17 protein-coding genes are annotated in these 18,754 nt (G+C 68.9%); 10 read left to right on the top strand and 7 right to left on the bottom strand.

Annotated elements, in window-relative coordinates; genetic code table 11:
• Window positions 1-114: 114 nt before the first annotated feature.
• The 6 genes from HLK59_RS16735 (at window position 115) to HLK59_RS16760 (ending at window position 7,120) form a co-directional block, all read left to right on the top strand.
• On the top strand, window positions 115-1,431 hold the full coding sequence (locus HLK59_RS16735; RefSeq protein WP_171142224.1) for a sugar ABC transporter substrate-binding protein: 1,317 nt from the start codon (window positions 115-117) through the stop codon (window positions 1,429-1,431).
• A complete protein-coding gene (locus HLK59_RS16740; RefSeq protein WP_171142225.1) occupies window positions 1,431-2,408 on the top strand; it encodes a sugar ABC transporter permease in 978 nt (325 codons plus the stop codon). The genes HLK59_RS16735 and HLK59_RS16740 overlap by 1 nt, the downstream gene beginning before the upstream one ends.
• 7 nt (window positions 2,409-2,415) lie before the next feature.
• A complete protein-coding gene (locus tag HLK59_RS16745) occupies window positions 2,416-3,255 on the top strand; it encodes a carbohydrate ABC transporter permease (RefSeq protein WP_171142246.1) in 840 nt (279 codons plus the stop codon).
• Window positions 3,256-3,275: 20 nt separating this feature from the next.
• A complete protein-coding gene (locus tag HLK59_RS16750) occupies window positions 3,276-4,634 on the top strand; it encodes a GH1 family beta-glucosidase (RefSeq protein ID WP_171142247.1) in 1,359 nt (452 codons plus the stop codon).
• Between the two features lie 130 nt (window positions 4,635-4,764).
• Window positions 4,765-6,183: an MFS transporter gene (locus tag HLK59_RS16755; protein WP_171142226.1), complete on the top strand. Its 1,419-nt coding sequence runs from the start codon at window positions 4,765-4,767 to the stop codon at window positions 6,181-6,183.
• An 85-nt stretch (window positions 6,184-6,268) separates the two neighbouring features.
• Window positions 6,269-7,120, top strand: a complete 852-nt coding sequence (locus HLK59_RS16760; RefSeq protein WP_171142227.1) for an alpha/beta hydrolase — start codon at window positions 6,269-6,271, stop codon at window positions 7,118-7,120.
• A 32-nt stretch (window positions 7,121-7,152) separates the two neighbouring features.
• On the opposite strand, the gene HLK59_RS16765 is transcribed toward HLK59_RS16760, so the two are convergent.
• From HLK59_RS16765 to HLK59_RS16775, 3 genes are all read right to left on the bottom strand, one after another.
• On the bottom strand, window positions 7,153-7,581 hold the full coding sequence (locus tag HLK59_RS16765) for a PIN domain-containing protein (protein WP_346779747.1): 429 nt from the start codon (window positions 7,579-7,581) through the stop codon (window positions 7,153-7,155).
• Window positions 7,578-7,835, bottom strand: a complete 258-nt coding sequence (locus HLK59_RS16770; protein ID WP_171142228.1) for a type II toxin-antitoxin system prevent-host-death family antitoxin — start codon at window positions 7,833-7,835, stop codon at window positions 7,578-7,580. The genes HLK59_RS16765 and HLK59_RS16770 overlap by 4 nt, the downstream gene beginning before the upstream one ends.
• Before the next feature lie 678 nt (window positions 7,836-8,513).
• Window positions 8,514-8,774: a hypothetical protein gene (locus tag HLK59_RS16775; protein ID WP_171142229.1), complete on the bottom strand. Its 261-nt coding sequence runs from the start codon at window positions 8,772-8,774 to the stop codon at window positions 8,514-8,516.
• A 371-nt stretch (window positions 8,775-9,145) separates the two neighbouring features.
• On the opposite strand from HLK59_RS16775, the gene HLK59_RS16780 reads away from it, so the two are divergent.
• Window positions 9,146-9,541, top strand: coding sequence for a hypothetical protein (locus tag HLK59_RS16780; RefSeq protein ID WP_171142230.1), 396 nt, complete (start codon window positions 9,146-9,148; stop codon window positions 9,539-9,541).
• A gap of 303 nt (window positions 9,542-9,844) precedes the next feature.
• Here the strand turns inward: HLK59_RS16780 and HLK59_RS16785 are convergent, their stop codons facing one another.
• Window positions 9,845-12,862, bottom strand: coding sequence for a type ISP restriction/modification enzyme (locus HLK59_RS16785; protein ID WP_240982454.1), 3,018 nt, complete (start codon window positions 12,860-12,862; stop codon window positions 9,845-9,847).
• A 308-nt stretch (window positions 12,863-13,170) separates the two neighbouring features.
• On the opposite strand from HLK59_RS16785, the gene HLK59_RS16790 reads away from it, so the two are divergent.
• Window positions 13,171-15,516, top strand: coding sequence for a DUF4132 domain-containing protein (locus tag HLK59_RS16790; RefSeq protein ID WP_171142231.1), 2,346 nt, complete (start codon window positions 13,171-13,173; stop codon window positions 15,514-15,516).
• Window positions 15,517-15,536: 20 nt separating this feature from the next.
• On the opposite strand, the gene HLK59_RS16795 is transcribed toward HLK59_RS16790, so the two are convergent.
• Entirely contained in the window at window positions 15,537-16,484 is a 948-nt protein-coding gene (locus HLK59_RS16795; RefSeq protein ID WP_171142232.1) for a helix-turn-helix domain-containing protein, read from the bottom strand.
• Between the two features lie 157 nt (window positions 16,485-16,641).
• On the opposite strand from HLK59_RS16795, the gene HLK59_RS51980 reads away from it, so the two are divergent.
• Both HLK59_RS51980 and HLK59_RS16800 read left to right on the top strand, forming a co-directional pair.
• The gene (locus tag HLK59_RS51980; RefSeq protein ID WP_277349489.1) at window positions 16,642-16,773 is read left to right on the top strand and encodes a hypothetical protein; all 132 of its coding nucleotides are present in this window, start codon (window positions 16,642-16,644) and stop codon (window positions 16,771-16,773) included.
• Window positions 16,760-17,227 (top strand): hypothetical protein, encoded by a 468-nt coding sequence (locus HLK59_RS16800; protein ID WP_171142233.1) that lies wholly within the window; start codon window positions 16,760-16,762, stop codon window positions 17,225-17,227. The genes HLK59_RS51980 and HLK59_RS16800 overlap by 14 nt, the downstream gene beginning before the upstream one ends.
• A gap of 89 nt (window positions 17,228-17,316) precedes the next feature.
• On the opposite strand, the gene HLK59_RS16805 is transcribed toward HLK59_RS16800, so the two are convergent.
• Both HLK59_RS16805 and HLK59_RS16810 read right to left on the bottom strand, forming a co-directional pair.
• On the bottom strand, window positions 17,317-17,709 hold the full coding sequence (locus HLK59_RS16805; RefSeq protein ID WP_171142234.1) for an SCO5389 family protein: 393 nt from the start codon (window positions 17,707-17,709) through the stop codon (window positions 17,317-17,319).
• 52 nt (window positions 17,710-17,761) lie between these two features.
• The gene (locus HLK59_RS16810) at window positions 17,762-18,715 is read right to left on the bottom strand and encodes an AAA family ATPase (protein ID WP_171142235.1); all 954 of its coding nucleotides are present in this window, start codon (window positions 18,713-18,715) and stop codon (window positions 17,762-17,764) included.
• Window positions 18,716-18,754 lie beyond the last annotated feature (39 nt).

The raw sequence follows: 18,754 nt of genomic DNA on the forward strand, positions 1-18,754 counted from the left end.
GCGCCCCCTCGTCGAACTCCAGCCGCTCAACCCCTTGACGTCCCGAACCCGTGGCAGTTAACTCACGTCCTAAATTAAGCCGTGAGTGCATTCCCTGAAGGGACACCAGGAGCCATGCGCAGCAACCGAGCCGCGGCCGTAGGCGCCGTCACCCTGTCTCTCGCCCTGGCCGCAACGGCCTGCGGAGGCGGTTCGTCGACGGGCGGCGGGTCCAACGACTCGCCGAAGACGCTCACCTACTGGGCCTCCAACCAGGGGGCGAGCATCGAGGTCGACAAGAAGGTCCTCCAGCCGGAGCTCGACAAGTTCGAGAAGCAGACCGGCATCAAGGTGAAGCTGGAGGTCGTGCCCTGGTCGGACCTGCTGAACCGCATCCTCACCGCGACCACCTCGGGACAGGGCCCCGACGTCCTCAACATCGGCAACACCTGGAGCGCCTCGTTGCAGGCCACCGGCGCGCTGCTGCCGTGGGACGCCAAGAACCTCGCGAAGATCGGCGGCCGGGACCGCTTCGTCGACTCCGCGCTCGGCTCGACGGGCGCCGAGGGCAAGGACCCCTCCGCGGTGCCGCTGTACTCGATGGCGTACGCCCTCTACTACAACAAGAAGATGTTCGCCGACGCCGGCATCGCACAACCTCCCACCACTTGGGCGGAGTTGGCCGCCGACGGCAAGAAGCTCTCCAAGGACGGCAAGTGGGGCCTGGGAGCGGAGGGTTCGAACCCGTCGGAGAACATCCACCACGCCTTCGTCTTCGCCCAGCAGCACGGCGCCGACTTCTTCACCGCCGACGGCAAGCCCGACTTCACCAGCGACGGGGTCGTCACCGCGGTCAAGCAGTACGTCGACCTGATGGCCAAGGACAAGGTCATCGCGCCCGGCAACGCCGAGTACGCCCAGAACCAGTCCGTCAGCGACTTCGCCAAGGGCAAGACGGCGATGCTGCTTTGGCAGTCCGCCTCCGCCAACCTCCAGTCGCAGGGCATGAGCGAGGACGACTACGGCATCGCCCCGGTACCCGTGCAGTCCGGCACCCCGGGCACCGGCGCGCAGGTCAACTCGATGGTCGCGGGCATCAACCTGGCCGTCTTCAAGAACACCGACAACCGCGACGGCGCCACGAAGTTCGTGAAGTTCATGACCAGCGACGCGGAGCAGAAGATCCTCAACACCGCGTACAGCTCCATACCGCCGGTGAAGACGGCCCAGGCGGACAGCGCCTTCAACACCCCCGCCAACGCCGTCCTGAAGGACACCCTCGCCAAGAGCGCCGCCGCGCTGCCCCAGGTCGCCGACGAGTCGCAGTTCGAGACGGCGGTCGGTACGGCGATCAAGGGCCTGTTCGCCGACGCGGCCGCCGGACGCGCGATCACCACCGACTCGGTGAAGGCGGCGCTGGAGAAGGCCCAGCAGCAGATGCCGGCCGCCTGATGACCGTGACCCTGGAACGCGCCGAACCCGAGGCGCCACCCGGCGAGAAGCGCACCCCGCGCCCCGGCCGCATCCGCCGCATCGGGCTGCCCTATCTGCTCCTGCTGCCCGCACTGCTCCTCGAACTCCTGGTCCACCTGGTGCCGATGGGCGTCGGCATCGTGATGAGCTTCAAGGAGCTCACGCAGTTCTACATCCGCGACTGGGGCACCGCGCCCTGGTCCGGGCTCGACAACTTCAAGGTGTCGGTGGACTTCGACGCCCCCGTCGGCGAGGCCCTGCTGCACTCCTTCCTCGTCACAGTCGCCTTCACCCTGCTGTCGGTCGCGCTGTGCTGGCTCATCGGCACCGCGGCGGCGGTCTTCATGCAGGACACCTTCCGCGGCCGCGGCCTGCTGCGGGCACTGTTCCTGGTGCCGTACGCGCTGCCGGTCTACGCGGCCGTCATCACCTGGGTGTTCATGTTCCAGCACGACAACGGCCTGGTGAACCACGTCCTGCACGACCAGCTGCACCTCACCGACAAGCCGTCCTTCTGGCTCATCGGCGACAACAGCTTCGTCGCGCTGCTGATCGTGTCGGTGTGGAAGGGCTGGCCGTTCGCCTTCCTCATCGTCATGGCCGGACTCCAGAACATCCCGAAGGAGTTGTACGAGGCGGCCGCCCTCGACGGCGCCGGAGTGTGGCAGCAGATCCGCCGCATCACCCTGCCGTCGCTGGGCGCCGTCAACCAGGTGCTGGTCCTGGTCCTGTTCCTGTGGACGTTCAACGACTTCAACACGCCCTACGTCCTGTTCGGCAGAACCGCCCCGGAGGCCGCGGACCTCGTCTCGGTCCACATCTACCAAGCCTCGTTCGTCACCTGGAACTTCGGCACCGGTTCCGCCATGTCCGTACTCCTGCTGCTGTTCCTGCTGCTCGTGACGGGCGTCTATCTCACCGTCACCTCGCGCGGACGGAGGGCCTCGCGTGCCTGACTCCCCGATGGCACCGCCGCGTTCGTTCCTCTGGTCCCGGCGGATCTTCCTCACCGTGCTCGGCACCTTCGTGCTGGTGCCGGTGTACGTGATGGTCTCCAGCTCGCTGAAGCCGCTGGCCGACGTCACCGGCAAGTTCCGCTGGATACCGAGCGAGTTGACGATCCGCCCGTACATCGACATCTGGTCGACGGTCCCGCTCGCCCGGTACTTCGTGAACTCACTGATCGTGGCGGGCGCGGCGACCGTCTGCTCGGTGGTGATCGCGGTCTTCTCGGCGTACGCGGTGAGCCGCTACGACTTCCGCGGCAAGCGGGTCTTCACGGTCACCGTCCTGTCCACGCAGATGTTCCCGGGCATCCTCTTCCTCCTCCCGCTGTTCCTGATCTACGTCAACATCGGCAACGCCACCGGCATCGCCCTGTTCGGCTCGCGCGGCGGGCTGATCCTGACGTATCTGACCTTCTCCCTGCCGTTCTCCATCTGGATGCTGATCGGGTACTTCGACTCGGTGCCGCGCGACCTGGACGAGGCGGCGCTGGTCGACGGCTGCGGCCCCCTGAGAGCGTTGTTCCGGGTCGTCGTACCGGCCGCGATCCCCGGCATCGTCGCGGTCGCCGTCTACGCCTTCATGACCGCCTGGGGCGAGGTGCTGTTCGCGTCGGTGATGACCAACGACACCACCCGCACCCTCGCCGTCGGCCTCCAGGGCTACTCCACGCTCAACGACGTGTACTGGAACCAGATCATGGCCGCCTCGCTGGTCGTCAGCGTGCCGGTGGTGGCCGGCTTCCTTCTCCTGCAGCGCTATCTCGTCGCCGGGCTGACGGCGGGTGCCGTCAAGTGACCGACCTTGAAAGGGATTTCGTGACCATCGACCTCGCCGCACTCCCGCCCGGCTTCCTGTGGGGCACGGCCACCTCGGCGTACCAGATCGAGGGAGCCGTGGCGGAGGACGGCCGTTCGCCGTCGATCTGGGACACCTTCGCCCACACCCCCGGGAAGATCGCCGGGAACGACCACGGCGACGTCGCCTGCGACCACTACCACCGCTGGCGCGAGGACATCGCGCTCATGCGCCAACTGGGCACCAACGCCTACCGGTTGTCGATCGCCTGGCCGCGCGTGCTCCCGGGCGGCGACGGACCGGTCAACGCCAAGGGCCTCGACTTCTACGACCAGCTGATCGACGGCCTGCTGGACGCGGGCATCACCCCGTCCGTCACCCTCTACCACTGGGACCTGCCCCAGGCGCTCCAGGACCGGGGCGGCTGGCCCGAGCGGGCGACCGCCGAGCACTTCGCCGCGTACGCCTCGGTGGTGGCCGCGCGCCTGGGTGACCGGGTCAGCCACTGGACCACGCTCAACGAACCCCTGTGCTCGGCCTGGATCGGCCACCTCGAAGGCAAGATGGCCCCCGGGTTCACCGACCTGACCGCCGCGGTGCGCGCCTCGTACCATCTCCTCCTCGGCCACGGACTGGCGACGCAGGCCATCCGGGCGGCCGTCCCCGCCGCCGAGGTCGGCATCGTCAACAACCTCTCCACCGTGTACCCGGCCACCGACCGTCCGCAGGATCTCGAAGCCGCCCGCCGGATGGACGGCCACACCAACCGCTGGTGGCTGGACCCGATCCACGGCCGCGGCTTCCCCGAGGACATGCGGAAGGTGTACGGCGTCGAACTCCCCGAGCACGACGGCGACCTGGAGACGATCGCCGCCCCCCTCGACTGGCTCGGCCTCAACTACTACTTCCCGGCCACCGTCGCCGACGACCCCAGCGGCCCGGCCCCGCACGCCCGTTCCGTACGCCGCCTCGGCGTGCCCCGCACCGGCATGGACTGGGAGATCGACGCCGGCGGCATCGAGACCCTGCTGCTCCGCCTCACCGACGAGTACGGCGCCCGCAAGCTGTACGTCACCGAGAACGGCTCCGCCTACCCGGACGTCGTACGCCCCGACGGGACCGTCGACGACCCCGAGCGGCAGGACTACCTGACCCGGCACCTCGCCGCCTGCGCGTCCGCCGCCCGCCGGGGCGCACCGCTGGCCGGCTACTTCGCCTGGTCGCTGCTGGACAACTTCGAGTGGGCCTACGGCTACGACAAGCGGTTCGGCCTGGTCCACGTCGACTACCGGACCCAGACCCGCACGGTCAAGGGCTCCGGACACCGGTACGCGGAGATCATCCGCGAACACCGGGGCAGGGTGCGGCGCGCGGCCTGAGCCGGGTCGGAAGTCCCTGGTGAAAGGGGGTCCTAGGGCGTGCGCGGTGCCGCCCTTGGACTCTGCTCTCCCTCTTCGTGCGAGAGGAGGCTGAAGAGGCAAGGACACCTCCTCACCACCAGGAACAGCCATGCCTGCCGTACACGAAGCGACGACCGCGGTCGCCGGGCGGTCCTACGATCTCGCCCAGTACCGGCCCGGCCGGGACATCACCGACTGGGAGCCCGAGAACGAGCTCTTCTGGACCTCGGTGGGCAGACGGGTCGCCCGGCGCAACCTGTGGATCGCCGTCCCGGCGCTCCTGGTGGCCTTCGTGGTGTGGCAGGTGTGGAGCGTCACCGCCACCAACCTCGCGGACGTCGGCTTCTCCTTCACCACCTCGCAGCTCTTCTGGCTGACCGCGATCCCCGGCCTGACCGGCGGCACGTCCCGGATGATCTACACCTTCCTCGGCCCGAGGATCGGTCAGCGCACCTTCACCGCACTGTCCACGGTCGTCCTGATCGTCCCGCTGATCTGGCTCGGCATCGCCATCCAGGACACCTCCACGTCCTTCACCACCATGGCCACGATCGCCGCCCTGTGCGGTTTCGGCGGCGCCAACTTCTCCTCCTCCCTCGCCAACATCGGCTTCTTCTTCCCGAAGCGCGAGAAGGGCAACGCGGCCGGTGTCAACGGCGGCCTCGGCAACCTCGGCGTCTCCGTCGTACAGCTCCTCACCCCGATCGTCATCACCAGCTCGGTGATCGCCATCGGCTCCGGGCAGGCGAACACGAAGACCGGGGAGACGGTCCACCTCCAGAACGCGGCGTTCGTCTGGGTGCCGGTCCTCCTCGTCCTGGCGGGCCTCGCCTGGTTCGGCCAGAACAACCTCAGGACGGCCTCGTCCTCCTTCTCCCAGCAGAAGGTCATCTTCAGGCGCAAGCACACCTGGGTGATGACCTGGATCTACGTCGGCACCTTCGGCTCCTTCATCGGCTTCGCCGCGGCCCTGCCGATGCTGATCAAGACCACCTTCCCGGCCTACTCCGTCGCCACCTACGCCTGGACGGGCCCGGCCCTGGGCGCCCTGGCCCGCTGGGCCGGCGGCTGGATCGCCGACAGGCTCGGCGGCGCCCGAGTCACGATCCTGTCCTTCGCCGGCATGGCGGCCTCGATCGTCGGAGTGATCCACTTCCTCCCGGCCGGCGGCGACACCGGAAACTTCGCGGGCTTCCTCGGCTGCTTCCTCGCCGCGTTCCTCTTCTCCGGCATCGGCAACGGCTCGACCTTCCGCCAGATCCCCGTGATCTTCCGCAACCAGCACCTCAAAGGCCTGACCGAGGGCACCGAGGAGTACACCCAGGCCCTGCGCCGGACCGAGCGGGAGGCCGGCGCGGTCACCGGCTTCACCGCCGCGATCGCCGCCTACGGCTTCTTCTTCATCCCCGCCCTGTTCGCCAACTTCGCGGTGACCAGCGCGATGTGGGGCTTCGTGGCCTTCTACGGCACCTGCATCGCCGTCACGTGGTGGTACTACGCCCGCAAGGGCGCGGAGTCGCCGAGCTGAGCGTCGTGGCGGAAGGGCCGGACATCCGCCGTCCGGCCCTCCTTAATACGTTGCCGCAGGCCAGGCCCCCTGAAAGCCTCACGTCATGCCCACCTTCACCACCCCCGACAACACCACCCTCGCCTACCACGCGACCGGCGACGGACCACCCCTGGTCTGCCTCCCCGGCGGCCCCATGCAGGCCTCGGCCTACCTCGGCGACCTGGGCGGCCTCACCGCCCACCGCACCCTGATCCGCCTGGACCTCAGAGGCACCGGCGACTCGGCGACCCCCGAGAACCCGGCGTCGTACCGCTGTGACCGCCAGGTCGACGACGTCGAGGCCCTGCGCGAGGAACTGGGCCTGGACCGCCTGGACGTGCTGGCCCACAGCGCGGGCGCCAACCTGGCCGCCCTCTACACGGCCCGCCACCCCGACCGCGTCGCCCGCCTCGCCCTGATCACACCGAGCGTCTACGCGGTCGGCATCACCGTCACCGCCGAGGACCGCCTGAGCACCGCCCGGCTGCGCCAGAGCGAGGAGTGGTTCGCCCCGGCGTACACAGCCCTGGAATCCCTCACCACGGGCCGCCCCGCCCCCGACGCCTGGCAGACCGTCGCCCCCTTCTGGTTCGCCCACTGGGACGAGCAGGCCAAGGCGGTCCGCGCGGCCGAGGAGGAGCAGCGCAACGACGAGGCGGCGGGCGTCTACGGCTCCGACGGTGCGTTCACCCCGGACGCCACATGCCCGGCGCTCGCCGCCTTCGCCGCACCGGTACTGGTACTGGCCGGTGAAATGGACGTGGCGGGCCCGCACCCCGCGATGGCCGAGTATGCGGGCCTGTTCCCGAAGGCTGACCTGGTGGTCCAAGCCGGTGCCGCGCACTTTCCGTGGCTGGACGACGCTGAGCGGTTCGCGGCTGCCATGGTGTCGTTCCTGGCCGGGGATTCCGTCTGAGGTGCGCTATGGCCCTCGGCGGAGTCGGCCCGTCAAAGATCGTCCGGCAGGAGGCGGAACGCTGTGTGTCCTGTCAGAGGGCGCACCATCCGGAAGTGGCGGTGATCCAGGGTCAGGACCGAGTCGGTGTGGTACTCGGATGCCATGACCACGTTCATGGCATCGGTGAGCCCGATCTGCGGATATCGCCGCATGGTGACCAATGCGGTCGACAGATGAGGCTCGATCTCGGGCACCGCGTACCTGCGCACAGCAACGCGGTCGCGGATGTGGGCCAGCGCCCCCTGCGCGGCTTCCGGGCCGATTCTCGTGGTCAGCAGATAGTCGAGTTCGGCCAGCACCAAGGGCGTCACCACGAGGTGAGCGGCGGAGGCGAGCCCCGCGCGGCACGCCTTGTGCTCAGGGTCACTTCCGTCGTAATAGGCGTACAGGCCCGAAGTGTCCGCGATCAGTACGGTCACGCCCCGAACCCTTCCAGGTAATCACTGCGGCCCGCCGACCAGTCGATGGGGGATCCGCTGTCAAACACGGGGGCTTCGTCGTCCTCACCCATGGGGTCGGTCGGGTATGCGGAAACGGGGGTGGCTAGGTCGCCCGCTGGGGAGAGTATGGCGACCGGCCGGCCGTTCTTGGTCACCGTGATGCGCTCGCCCCGCTCCGCTGCGGCAAGGATCTTTGAGGCGTTCTGGTTGAACTCTCGGGCGGTGGTCTCCATGTACTACATGGTAGTACGCGAGGCTCGACGGAGCGATCGCGTACCGATGAGGAACCCTCGGCACATCGACGAGCCATTCGGGAAGATCGCAGTACTCGGCAATTCCGGCCGTCGTTCCAGCCTCGCTCAGGAACAGGCTCGGGTGCCCATGCCATGACACGTACAGGGTGTCCCGTCCCCGTGTGCAGGCCACGAACAGCAGGCACCGTTCGGCCATGAGGTCTGCCTCATGCTGGAGTTGGTCCACCGCCCTCCTCGTCGGCCAACTCCTTAAACGGGTGGCCGACGAGGAGGGCGGTGGACCAGCTGAGAATCTCGTGTGTGGAGCGACAGTTCCTGCGCATCTTCGTGGCGCGGCCCGCGACATTGATTCCGACCGCCTTCAGCGACACCTTCGAGTCGTAGATACGTTGATGAGGATCGCCCGCGATGAACAGGTCGTCCGGTCACGGCGGGACCGCCGCACGCAGTAGCCGCGACTGGGCCGGGTGCAGGTCTTCGCGCATGTGTCGAGGCAGGTGCGCAGACCGTCGGCGCCCATCCGTTCCGTGAATCCTGGATGGTCCGCCATACCAACGGTCGTTTCGACATGGCCAACGCGCTGCCGCGCCCGCGCCGCTCGCACGCTTCGTCCGCCTCCTGCCAGACGCCTTCGATGCTCTCCACACCTTCGTCCGGCTATTCGAGTTCGTCGAGAACCCGCCACGCAAGGTCGGCGAGGGTCTTGCCCGAGGTGGGCGCCCGCCGTGCCGTGCCCTGGTCGGCGACGGGCCGCTTCTCCCATTGTGCGACCTTCCAGATGAGGGAGATCAGCCCGGAAGGCGAGTACTGCTTGCCATCGGCGGCCCAGAGAACCGGCTTGATGCGGTGCGGTACCCACGTGGCTCGCGACCGCTTCTCGTCCTTGGCGAGCCAGCCCCACAGGGCGTCGGCCTCCATGGGGTAACCCGTCGTGAGCGTGAGCTGTGTCGGCTTGCGACGGTACTTGTCCGCGGTGGCGGAGGTATCCGGCGCCGCTGGAGCGCCGAGAACCCGGTCGGAGACCTCGCGGCACCGTTCGATGTCCGCGCATACGGCACGGATCTGCGAGCGATCGGGGGCACCTCGTCAATTGGTCAGGGCGGCACTTCGTCCCTCGTAGCGCGGACTCAGTCCATGGAGGCTGAGAGGCGACCCCTCCAAGGCGAACGCCTTCCTCGCCCGGCCGAGTGACAGGACACAGACGTCACGTCGGCGAGTGATGATCAGGCAGAGCCTCTGCCAGTTCCACGCGGTGAGTCTTGTCCGAGCTGTGTGCTAGGCATGACTTCATGCCGCTGCCGCACTTCGAGCTCAGCAGTTCCCAGTACCGGCTTCTGGCCGAGACGGTGCTCAGCTCGCTGCCTGATCCCGCAACGCAGGAAGACGCGCAACTGGAATGGACTGCACGGGGATTGGACCCGGAAGATCTCGAGTTGGACGTGCCAGAGCTGATCTTCCTCGGGCTGGTTGCCCAGGAGCAGGGTTCGCTCGCGATGACCCGACTGGGGGCGGCGGTCCACTACCGGGCAGTGTACGAGGCCGCCGAGGAGCGGCTGGCCGCCGTGGTGCTGCTCGCTGAAGCGGCGGAGAACGTAGACCCGCAGTTCTGCCGTACGGTGCGTCGATTGGTGCAGGGCAATGTCTCGTTCGCCGAGGCGTTGGCCGAGGTCGCCAGGAACGTCTGAGGCAGATCAGCCGTTGTCAGTGCCGGTGCTGAACAAGGTGCCCTCCTCACGATGTCGGGCTTTCCGTGCTCCGGGAGCGATGGGAAGAACCCCGGCAGTGGTCAGGTCCGTCACCGTCACGACGCTGCCGCTCAGAACATCGGTGAGCAACTCGCTCTGCGCGGGTGCCAGGTCGGTGAGGCGGCGCAGGACGGAGAGCAGCTCGATCAGCTCGGTCGTCCACTCGTGCGGCCAGCTGTCGACGTGGATGTCGTCCAGTGGACTGGTCTTCTTACTGGTCGGGGATGCCTTGCGGTAGCCGAACTACTTGTTGAGGACGCCCATGCCGCCGACGTCGTATCGCCAGACGGCCTGGGGCACCGGAGCGAAGCGTGCCTCACCGATGTGAAGGGTTTGGGTCTCCGCCTCATAACGCATGCGGTCGGGGAGCCCGATGCCGATGTGGCTCAGGTACTTGACCTGACCGGGTTCGCCGGATGGGAATTCCACGTTCCGAGGAGGGCGTCCCGCCGACGGCTCAGCGCAGCGCTCGCCGTACGTGGAGGCCCACAGGACTTTGCGGCCGAGGGAGACGCCCTTTTCCCAGAGCGCTCGTTCCCGCGTGAGGGGGACGCGGACGCCAGGAGTGAGGAGTTCCTCGGTGAAGCGCTCGGTGAAGGCCCTGTGGCCGGCTAGCGCGATCGTGTAGGCAGCAAGATCTGCCACCGTGACGCGCTCTACTCCCAGGACATGCGCAAGATGAGGCAACAGGCCGGTGGGGGTGTTGGCAGAGCCGTCAGGATGGAGGATCGGCAGGACTCGTCCGCCTCGGCCGTTGAAGTGGTGGGTATCCGGGAGCAGATGGGTCGCGACCACGGCGGCGCCCGAGTCGATGGCATGGGATGACTGCTGGTTGAGGAAGACCTGGCCGGGCTGAAGAGAGGCCCAAAGGCTGGGCCTGGGGTAGTCGAGCACGCGATTGTCGGCGATGAGGTACTGGCGATCGAAACTACGCAGCCCGACGCGTATAAGTGCCGGCGTGGTGATGGTCTCCTGACCGATGGAAAGTGGGGAGCCCGAGTGCGCTGGCAGCGGCTGCCTGCTGTATGCCAGCGTCCGGTCGCGGGTTTCCTTGAACAGGTTGCCCTTCTCCACTTGGTCGGTCTCTCGGATCAGCCGGGCCCATCTGCGGCGCAGAGTCTCGACTGAAGGGGAGCTGACCCAGGAGCGGTTCGACGTGATGCCGAGGCTGCTCCAGGGGAACAAGTCGCCGAGTTCGGGGAACTCCTCCCAGCCCGAGCGGCTGGCCGGCGTGAAGGGACGAGGGCCTTCGGCGTGCGTGTCCCGCCAATCGTCGTCATCGAGGCCGATGCCCCTGAGCTGACGGAATTTGTCCTCCCGCCGACCAGTTACTTCCCGGTAGTGCACATGGGCCTGATGATGTGGCCCACGCACCATGTCCGCCCGGCGGACGAAGATATGGATCGCCAGCGGTTGCGCGACTCCCGGGAAGACCCGACTCGGGACCGGCGCACGCTGTCCCTCGGGCGAGAGATTGATGATCCATCCCTCGTCGCACGTACGGCGAAGATAGTTGCGCATGCCGCGCCCACCGGGCCCGGTTGCCCACCCTGACGGGGTGATGAGGCAGACCACGCCGTGTTGGTCCTCCGGATGAGCATCGAAGACTTTCCAGGTGGCCCAGCGCCAGAAGTACACGTACATGTTTTTGAGCATGTGCTCGTGACGTCCGTTGTCCGGGTAGCGGAACGCATCGAGGACCGGTGGTTCCTTGCCCGCAGGACGCTTCTCCACCCAGCCGCCGCGGCCCTCTGCCTTGTCGTCGTAAGGCGGGTTGGTGACGACGGCAGTGACCGGTGTGCGGGCCTTGATCTGGTTGGCGCGCCTGCGGGAGTCGGAGAGGGCTCCGTAGGTGGAGGCCAGGTGCTCCTCTTCCACGAAGGGGTTGTCCAGGGTGTCCGTGACGAAGAAGCTCAGCCCGTTCCGAGGCAGCGGCGCGCCGTACCGTTTGAGCATGTCGGAGGCACGGAGCTCGGCGACCGCGAACGGGCCCGTCTGGAGTTCGAAGCCGAACAGCCGCGAGGCCAGCCGGGAGATGGCGTCGCGGGCCATGGCCGGGCCGTGGCGGTCCGTCGCCTGCTCGGCCACCCGCTCGATGATGGTGTGGAGGAACGTGCCCGTTCCCATGGCGGGATCGACGATCTTCACCTCGTCCGCGCCGAATCCCTCCTCCTGGCCGAGCCGGGTCCGTACGACCTCTTCGGCGAGGCGGACCATCTCCTCCACGATCTCGAGTGGCGTGTAGTACGAGCCGCTCTGTTGCCGCAGCGATGGATCGTAGACGGTGAGGAAATGCTCGTAGAGGTGAAGGTACGCGTCCCGGTTCCCTGCTCGGATGACGTCCCACCGCACTTCGGCGATGGTCCGGGTCAGCAGGTCCAGTGTGACGGTGAAGCGTTCGTTGATGTTGTCCGTGAGCAGTTGGAGAGCCTTGCCCATCAGCCCGTGGTCGGCGTCGAGCAGGCGGCCGATCTCGTGGAAGGAGTTCGCTTCGAGCGGGATGCCCTCGGTACGCGCCAGCAGGAGTGCGAAGGTGATCGTCTGCGCGTATCCGTCGGCGAACGTGGCGTCGTCGGCGGTGGGAAAGAGCAACCGCCTCCAGTCGTTCTTGAGGCCGGTGAACGGTCGGGCGCGTACGTCGTCGTCGGGAGCTGACGAGCGTGCCTCGAAGTCCAGTTGCTCCAGGACGGTGGAGCGCAGCAGTCGGCACAGCGGCGCGATGTGGTGGACGAGACGGGCGACTTGGGTGATCTTTGGCGGGGTCCAGCGCAGGAACTGCTTCAGCAGTGCGTCGAATGAGGCCGGACTGACGGCTGACAACTTCTCGCCGGCGCTCTTGAGCGCTCCGTGGAAGAAGACAGTCTCGCCGAGCTGTTCGCCGTGGCGGAACAGACGCCACTCGGTACCGTTGGAATACAGGAGGTTGGGCAGGTCTCGCAGCTTCTCCCACTGCTCGCGATTGTGCTTCGAGAATGTTTCCGGATCCACCGACAGTCCGGGTTTCTTAAGCTCGATGTACCCGGTGATGTCGTGCCCGGACCGGACTGCATAGTCGGGGCGAACACCCAGCTCAGGGATGCGATATTCGTCGTGCCACGAGATCTCTCGAAACTGATGGCGTTCGCCCACAGCCCTGAGCAACCCTTCGAGAGGGGAGCGTATCGACGATTCCGGGCCGCCCCCACCGGCCAGTTTCTGACGGCACTGTCGGCCGAATTCCGACACTGCGTCGCGTAACCAGCCATACGAGTCCTCAGGCATGAATCCCCCCGGGGTCTGATGCGCCCCGGTTGTCCCTCCTCGGGGCATGCCACATGCATGTCAGTCCGTCAAATGCAACGCGCGTAACTGATGGTGACGGAGAGGAAGCGCTCTGTCCATCCCTCTGTATGGCGCAGAGGTTCACGTCTGGCACCAATGCGGGCGAGCCCATCACTTCAGCGCAACGCAGGCGGCACGGCGACCGGCGCATCGTGGACTCGGACCTCACGGCGGCAGGTTGAGGAGAGGAGGGGGAGGCGATGCATGGTGGCCCTGGATCCTCCGGGGCGAGACCGAGAGTCGGTTGCATGTCAGTGCCGCCTGCCATGATCCTCGACATGCTCTACGACGACCTGGTCCGCGCGTTGACCGAGCCCGGCTTCACGATCGACGTCCGGGCCGGTGATCTGTCGGGGCTGTCCGACGAGGAGTTGGGCGAGTTGCTCCCGGCGGCTCAGGCCGTCGGCGCCGAGGCTCCGGTCGTGATGCGGCAGGTGGCCGTCACGGTCTGCCATGCGGTCAGGGAGCGGGAGCCGCGTTTCACGCCGGAAGCGTGCCGTCGGATGTTCGAGTCGCTCGTCGCGCGGCGGGGACAGGTGGGTCCGTTGCCGGCGCTGGACGCGTTGCGGCGTTGCACGGGCCCGTGGCCCGAACTCTCCGGCCCCGCCCGTGCCCTGACCGAGCTGTATCTGGAGGAGGACCGGGTCCCTCACCCGTACGCGCTGCTCGCGGTGGCGGGACTCGCGGGCGACGAGACACTGCGCACGGCCGCGGACCGTCTTCGGAGCGACGCAGGGGCCATCGTCGTGGACGAGATCGACGTCGTCATCGACCTCACGCCTGTCGAACGGGCCGTGCTCGCCGAGGCTGACGAGGTCCACACCTACGCGCCGGAGCCGAACGCCCCGGACGTGTGGCGCGGGATCGCCCGCATCCCGGCCTACGTCGCCTTCGCCCGCCGGGCGCTGGAGGCGGCCGCCGACCGTGCCGACGCCCTCCAGCGCGGCGAGCTCCCCTACCGGGCCGACAAGGCGTTCACGCCCCGTGAGGTCGACATCCTCGGACAGGCCGCGCGGGTGGCGCTGCTGCGGGACGAGCCCTGGCTGCCGGACCTCGTCGAGCGGCTGCTGCCCGGCATCGCCGTCGCCCCGACGGCCGCCAGGACCGTCCCCTCGCAGGCCCTGCTGTACGAACTGGTCCGCGCCGCCCGGGACTTCCCGACGCCTGAGCTGGTCACCGCGATCCGCACCGCGCGCTCGGTCACCCGGCACGCCGGAATCCCCAGACAGCTCGACAGGCTGCTCAAGAAGGTCGAGCCGGCCCTGGCCGAGCGGACCGAGGTGGCGCTGCGGCTGTCGAGGGACGGGTTCGACGACGACGGTGTCCTGCGCAGGGAGGCGGGCGACGGGTACACGGCCGTCGTGACGGTCACCGAGACCGTCGGGCTGACCTGGGAGAAGGACGGCCGCCCCCTGAAGAACGTCCCCGCACCCGTGCGCCGCGACCACGCCGGCCTGCTCAAGGAACTGCGCGGCCTGGTGAAACGGGTGGACATCCAACTCGGCACCCTCGCCCGGGCGCTGGAGGGCGGTTTCACCGTCGACGCCGTCCACCCGTACGGCTGGTGGCGCGCGGAGCTGGCCGGGCATCCGCTCGCCCGGTCCGTCGTACGCCGGCTGATCTGGGAGATCGAGGTCGCGCCCGGACGGTGGCGGGCGGTCCTGCCGGCGGCCGAGGACCTCCCCGACGCGCCCGACGACGCCTCGGTACGGCTGTGGCACCCGATCCGCTCCGACGCCGACACCGTACGGGCCTGGCGGGGCCGTCTCGTCGACGGGCAACTGCGACAGCCGTTCAAGCAGGCGTTCCGGGAGATCTACCGGCTCACCCCGGCGGAGGAGGAGACCCGCGTCCACTCCCTCCGCTTCGCCGCCCATCTCGTGCACTACCGCCGGATGTTCGCGCTGTTCCGGGCCAGGGGCTGGACGAGCCGACTGCTCGGACCCTGGGACGCCGGGGACGGGGACGCGGCTCTGCGCACCCTGGGCGTGGGGGAGTGGCGGGCCTCCTTCGCCCACACCTACGCGGACGGGGTGGACGGCGACGAGGTGGCCTCGACCGACCGGGTCCGCTTCGAGCGCCGGGCGGCCGGCGCCTGGCGGGAGGCACCCCTCGCGGAGGTGCCGCCGCTGGTGTTCAGCGAGGCGATGCGCGACGTGGACCTCTTCGTCGGCGTGACCTCGATCGCCGCCGACCCCGACTGGACCGAGCAGGGACCGGCCCGCGCCTACTGGGAACGGGCCGCCTTCGCGGAGCTGAGCGAGAGCGCCGAGGCCCGCCGTGACGCCCTCGCACGGATCCTGCCGCGACTGAAGATCGCCGACCGGTGCACGCTCGACGGCCGCTTCCTGGTGGTCCGGGGCGACCTGCGGACGTACCGGATCCATGTCGGCTCGGCGAACATCCTGATGGAGCCGGACAACTCCTATCTGTGCATCGTCGCTTCGCGTGCCGGGGCGGGCGGCAAGGTCTTCCTGCCGTTCGAGGACGACCGGCTCACCGTGATCCTCAGCAAGGCCCTGCTGCTCGCCGCCGACAACGAGATCACCGACCCGTCCATCCTCACGCAGATCGAGAGCGGGAGACCGGGCTGACGACCATTGACCTCCCTCGGCTACCGCCCTGTCTGCGCCGCCCGGCGCAACTCGGCCGCCGTGCAGCCGAACTCGTCCCGCAGCGCCCGGGCCAGATGAGTGGGGTCCACCAGACCCCGGTCGGCCGCCACGGCGGCGACCGTCCGGTGCGCGAGCGCCGGATCCATCAGGTCGCGGCGGATCCGCTTCAGCCGCTCGTGGCGCACCCAGGCGGTGAACGTCCGCTCGCGGCCCTTGAACAACTGGTGCAGCCATCGGGGGGAGATGCCGTGCCGGGCGGCCACGCCCGCCGCACACAGGTCGGGGTCGTGGAGATTGGCCAGGGTGTAGGCGATGATCCGGTCGACGACGGCGGCGGACCCGCTCTCGACGCGTTCCGCGGGAACACCGGCCAGCGTGCTGATCAGCAGACCGGTCACGGCGTCGAGCAGATACTCCGAGTGCGGTGCGCCGAGCGCGTCGACATGGTCGCCGAGCCCGGTCAGCAACGCGGCGCACACGGCGCCCATCCCGGCGTCGGTGGGCACCGGCTCCCCGCTGCGGCGGGCCAGCGTCTTCGCGTGCGGGCCGAGCAGCCCCCGGGGCAGACCGACGACCACGACATCGCACGGGTCGGGAAGGGCGAGGGTGTAGGGGCGGGTGGTGTCCAGGGCCAGCAGGTCACCGCTGCGCACCTGACGCTGCCGGCCGCCCTGGCTCGCCCACGCGCTGCCGCGCCGGTGCAGGGTGACCTTGAACAGGTCGGGATCGGTGGAGGACATGGACCGCGACTCGCGCAGCACACTGTGCGGGGTGCAGCGCACCCGCCCGGCGCTCAGCCGCGTCGTCCCGGCGGATTCGACCACGGCACGGAAGGCCTGGCTGTCGGGCGCGGTCACTCTGAGAGGGACGAGAAAGCGCGAGACGGTCGTCTGCAACTCCTCGGCCTGCCGCATGTGCGGCGGCCCTGCCGCGTGCCCGTCGTCCATCGGGCGGCTCCTTTCCCCGTTGCCCAGGGGCGGCTTCCAGTGAAGCAGCAGCCCGTCGCCCGCGAGGTGCGCTCGGTGGCGAATCACCCTGCGCGGTACGGCGGTTGCCTCCGTCGCCCGCCGTCTAGCGTGGAGGCCGACCGAAGGGGGACGGAACGTGGCGGAGTTGGTCCGGATGACGTTCGCCGACGAACGCGGCATGGTGACGGCGAAGACGGCCGGCGAAGCGACTTTGGCGGCGCCGACGCCCGGCCGGCCGGGCACGGGGGCGGGCCATGCCGTCGGCTGAACTGCCCGACCCGCTCGACACCGACCCCGACTACCGGCGCGGACAGGCCGCGCTCGCCGACGGCGACTACCCCGGGGCCGCCCGTGCCCTCGCCGCGGCCGCCGAACGCCACCCCCGGGCACCGGTCCAGTACCGGCTCGCGCTCGCCAGGCTCGCCCGCCGGTCCCCGCGTACCCTGCGCACCGAGCAACTCGCCGACATCGAACGCCTGGTCCGGCACGCGTTGTGCACCAACCCCGCGTACGCGCCCGCGGCCGCGCTGCTCGCCGTCCTCAAGGAGGAGGCCCGCGAGTCGCTGGAGCGGGCCGACGATCCGCCGTACCTCCCGGAACTCCATGCCCGCGCGGTGCACTGCGGCCGGGAGGAACTGACCGAGCTGCGCACCCACTGTCCCGCCGCCGCGGGATCCGTGACGTGGTACCTGCTCATCGGCCGGAAGGACCACGCCTCATGACCACGACTCATGACCACACGCAAGACCGTTGTCGCACGACCACGCGCGGAACCGTCGTCGGGGGGCGACGGTTCCGCGCGGCGGACGGCTCAGCAGTCCCTGAACTCCGGCGACTGATTCAGGATCTGTGAGCGCGTGGAGGTGAAGCGCGCGTACGTCTCGCTGTCCTGCGCGCCCGGCCGGAACGCCGCCACCCGGTGGCAGTTCTGGAAGGCCAGGGCCACCCCGAAGTGCCGCTCCAGGCTGCCGCGGATGGCGTCGCTGGCCAGGGCCCGCAGCAGCTGGCCGCGCTCCTTCTCGGACGGCGGGGGCGTCTGGTTGTCGGTGAACTCGGCCTTGCCGCCGTGGAGTTCGCCGGCGAGAGAGGCGATCAGGTCGTAGGCGTAGGGGAGGGACGTGCGGACGGTGTCCACGAAGTCCTCCTCGCGGACGGCGCCGTTCTCGGCTTCGGCGAGGAGCTTCGGGGAGACGTCGAGAGACATGAAGGTGCTTGTCCTGTCTGTGCGTTGAGCGGGGGTGGGGGTGAGGGGTGTGTCAGGCGAGGGACGCGGGGCCCGGTACGAAGTCGGGGTCGACCTGGGAGGCCAGGTCCTCGCCCGCCCAGGCCCGGGCGTTGCGCAGATGGAACTCGACGGCGTGCCGATGGAGCGTCGCCCAGTCGCGGGGGCAGTCGTCCACGGTCTCCCGCAGGACGTTCAGGGCGTGCCGGTTGTGCGGCTCCAGGGACTCCAGGGACTTCTGGTCGCCCTGTTCCCGGCCCTGTTCGGCGGCCCGGACGAACGGTGAGTGGACCAGGTGGGTCAGCAGGTCGTCGCCCACCTCCTCCTTGAGGAAGAGCAGATCGTCCTCGCCGGTCACCTTGTTGCCGACGACGGCGATCCGGATGCCGAACTCACGGGCGTGATCGCGGTACTGGCGGTAGACCGAGACGCCCTTGCGGGTGGGTTCCGCCACCAGGAACGTGAGGTCGAAGCGGGTGAAGAGACCGGAGGCGAAGGCGTCCGCGCCCGCCGTCATGTCCACCACCACGTACTCGCCGGGCCCGTCGACGAGATGGTTGAGGTAGAGCTCCACCCCGCCGAGCTTGGAGTGGTAGCAGGCCACCCCGAGGTCGCTCTCCTCGAACTCGCCGGTCACCATCAGCGGCACGTCGCCCACCCGCCGGACGTGCCGGGCGTGCAGTCCGTCGTCACCGAGCAGGGTCAGCAGCCGGGAGCCGCGGCCCGGCGGAGTGGTCTTGATCATGGCCTCGGAGGACGCGATACGCGGGTTGGTGCCGCGCAGCAGGTCCTTGACTGCGTTCAGGTGCGCGCCCAGCGCGGGAGCGGCCGGCAGTTCACCGTCATGGCCCAGTGCCTCGGCCAGATGCTGGTTGATGTCCCCGTCCACGGCGAGCACCCGGGCGCCGGAGTGCGCGAGGTGACGGGAGAAGAGTGCCGACAGGGTGGTCTTGCCGCTGCCACCCTTGCCGACGAAGGCGACGCGCATCAGCATCCCGCCCTGACAGCTAAGGCCGTTTTGAAAATG

The sequence above is a fragment of the Streptomyces sp. S3(2020) genome (assembly GCF_013044505.1).
Lineage (GTDB): Bacteria > Actinomycetota > Actinomycetes > Streptomycetales > Streptomycetaceae > Streptomyces.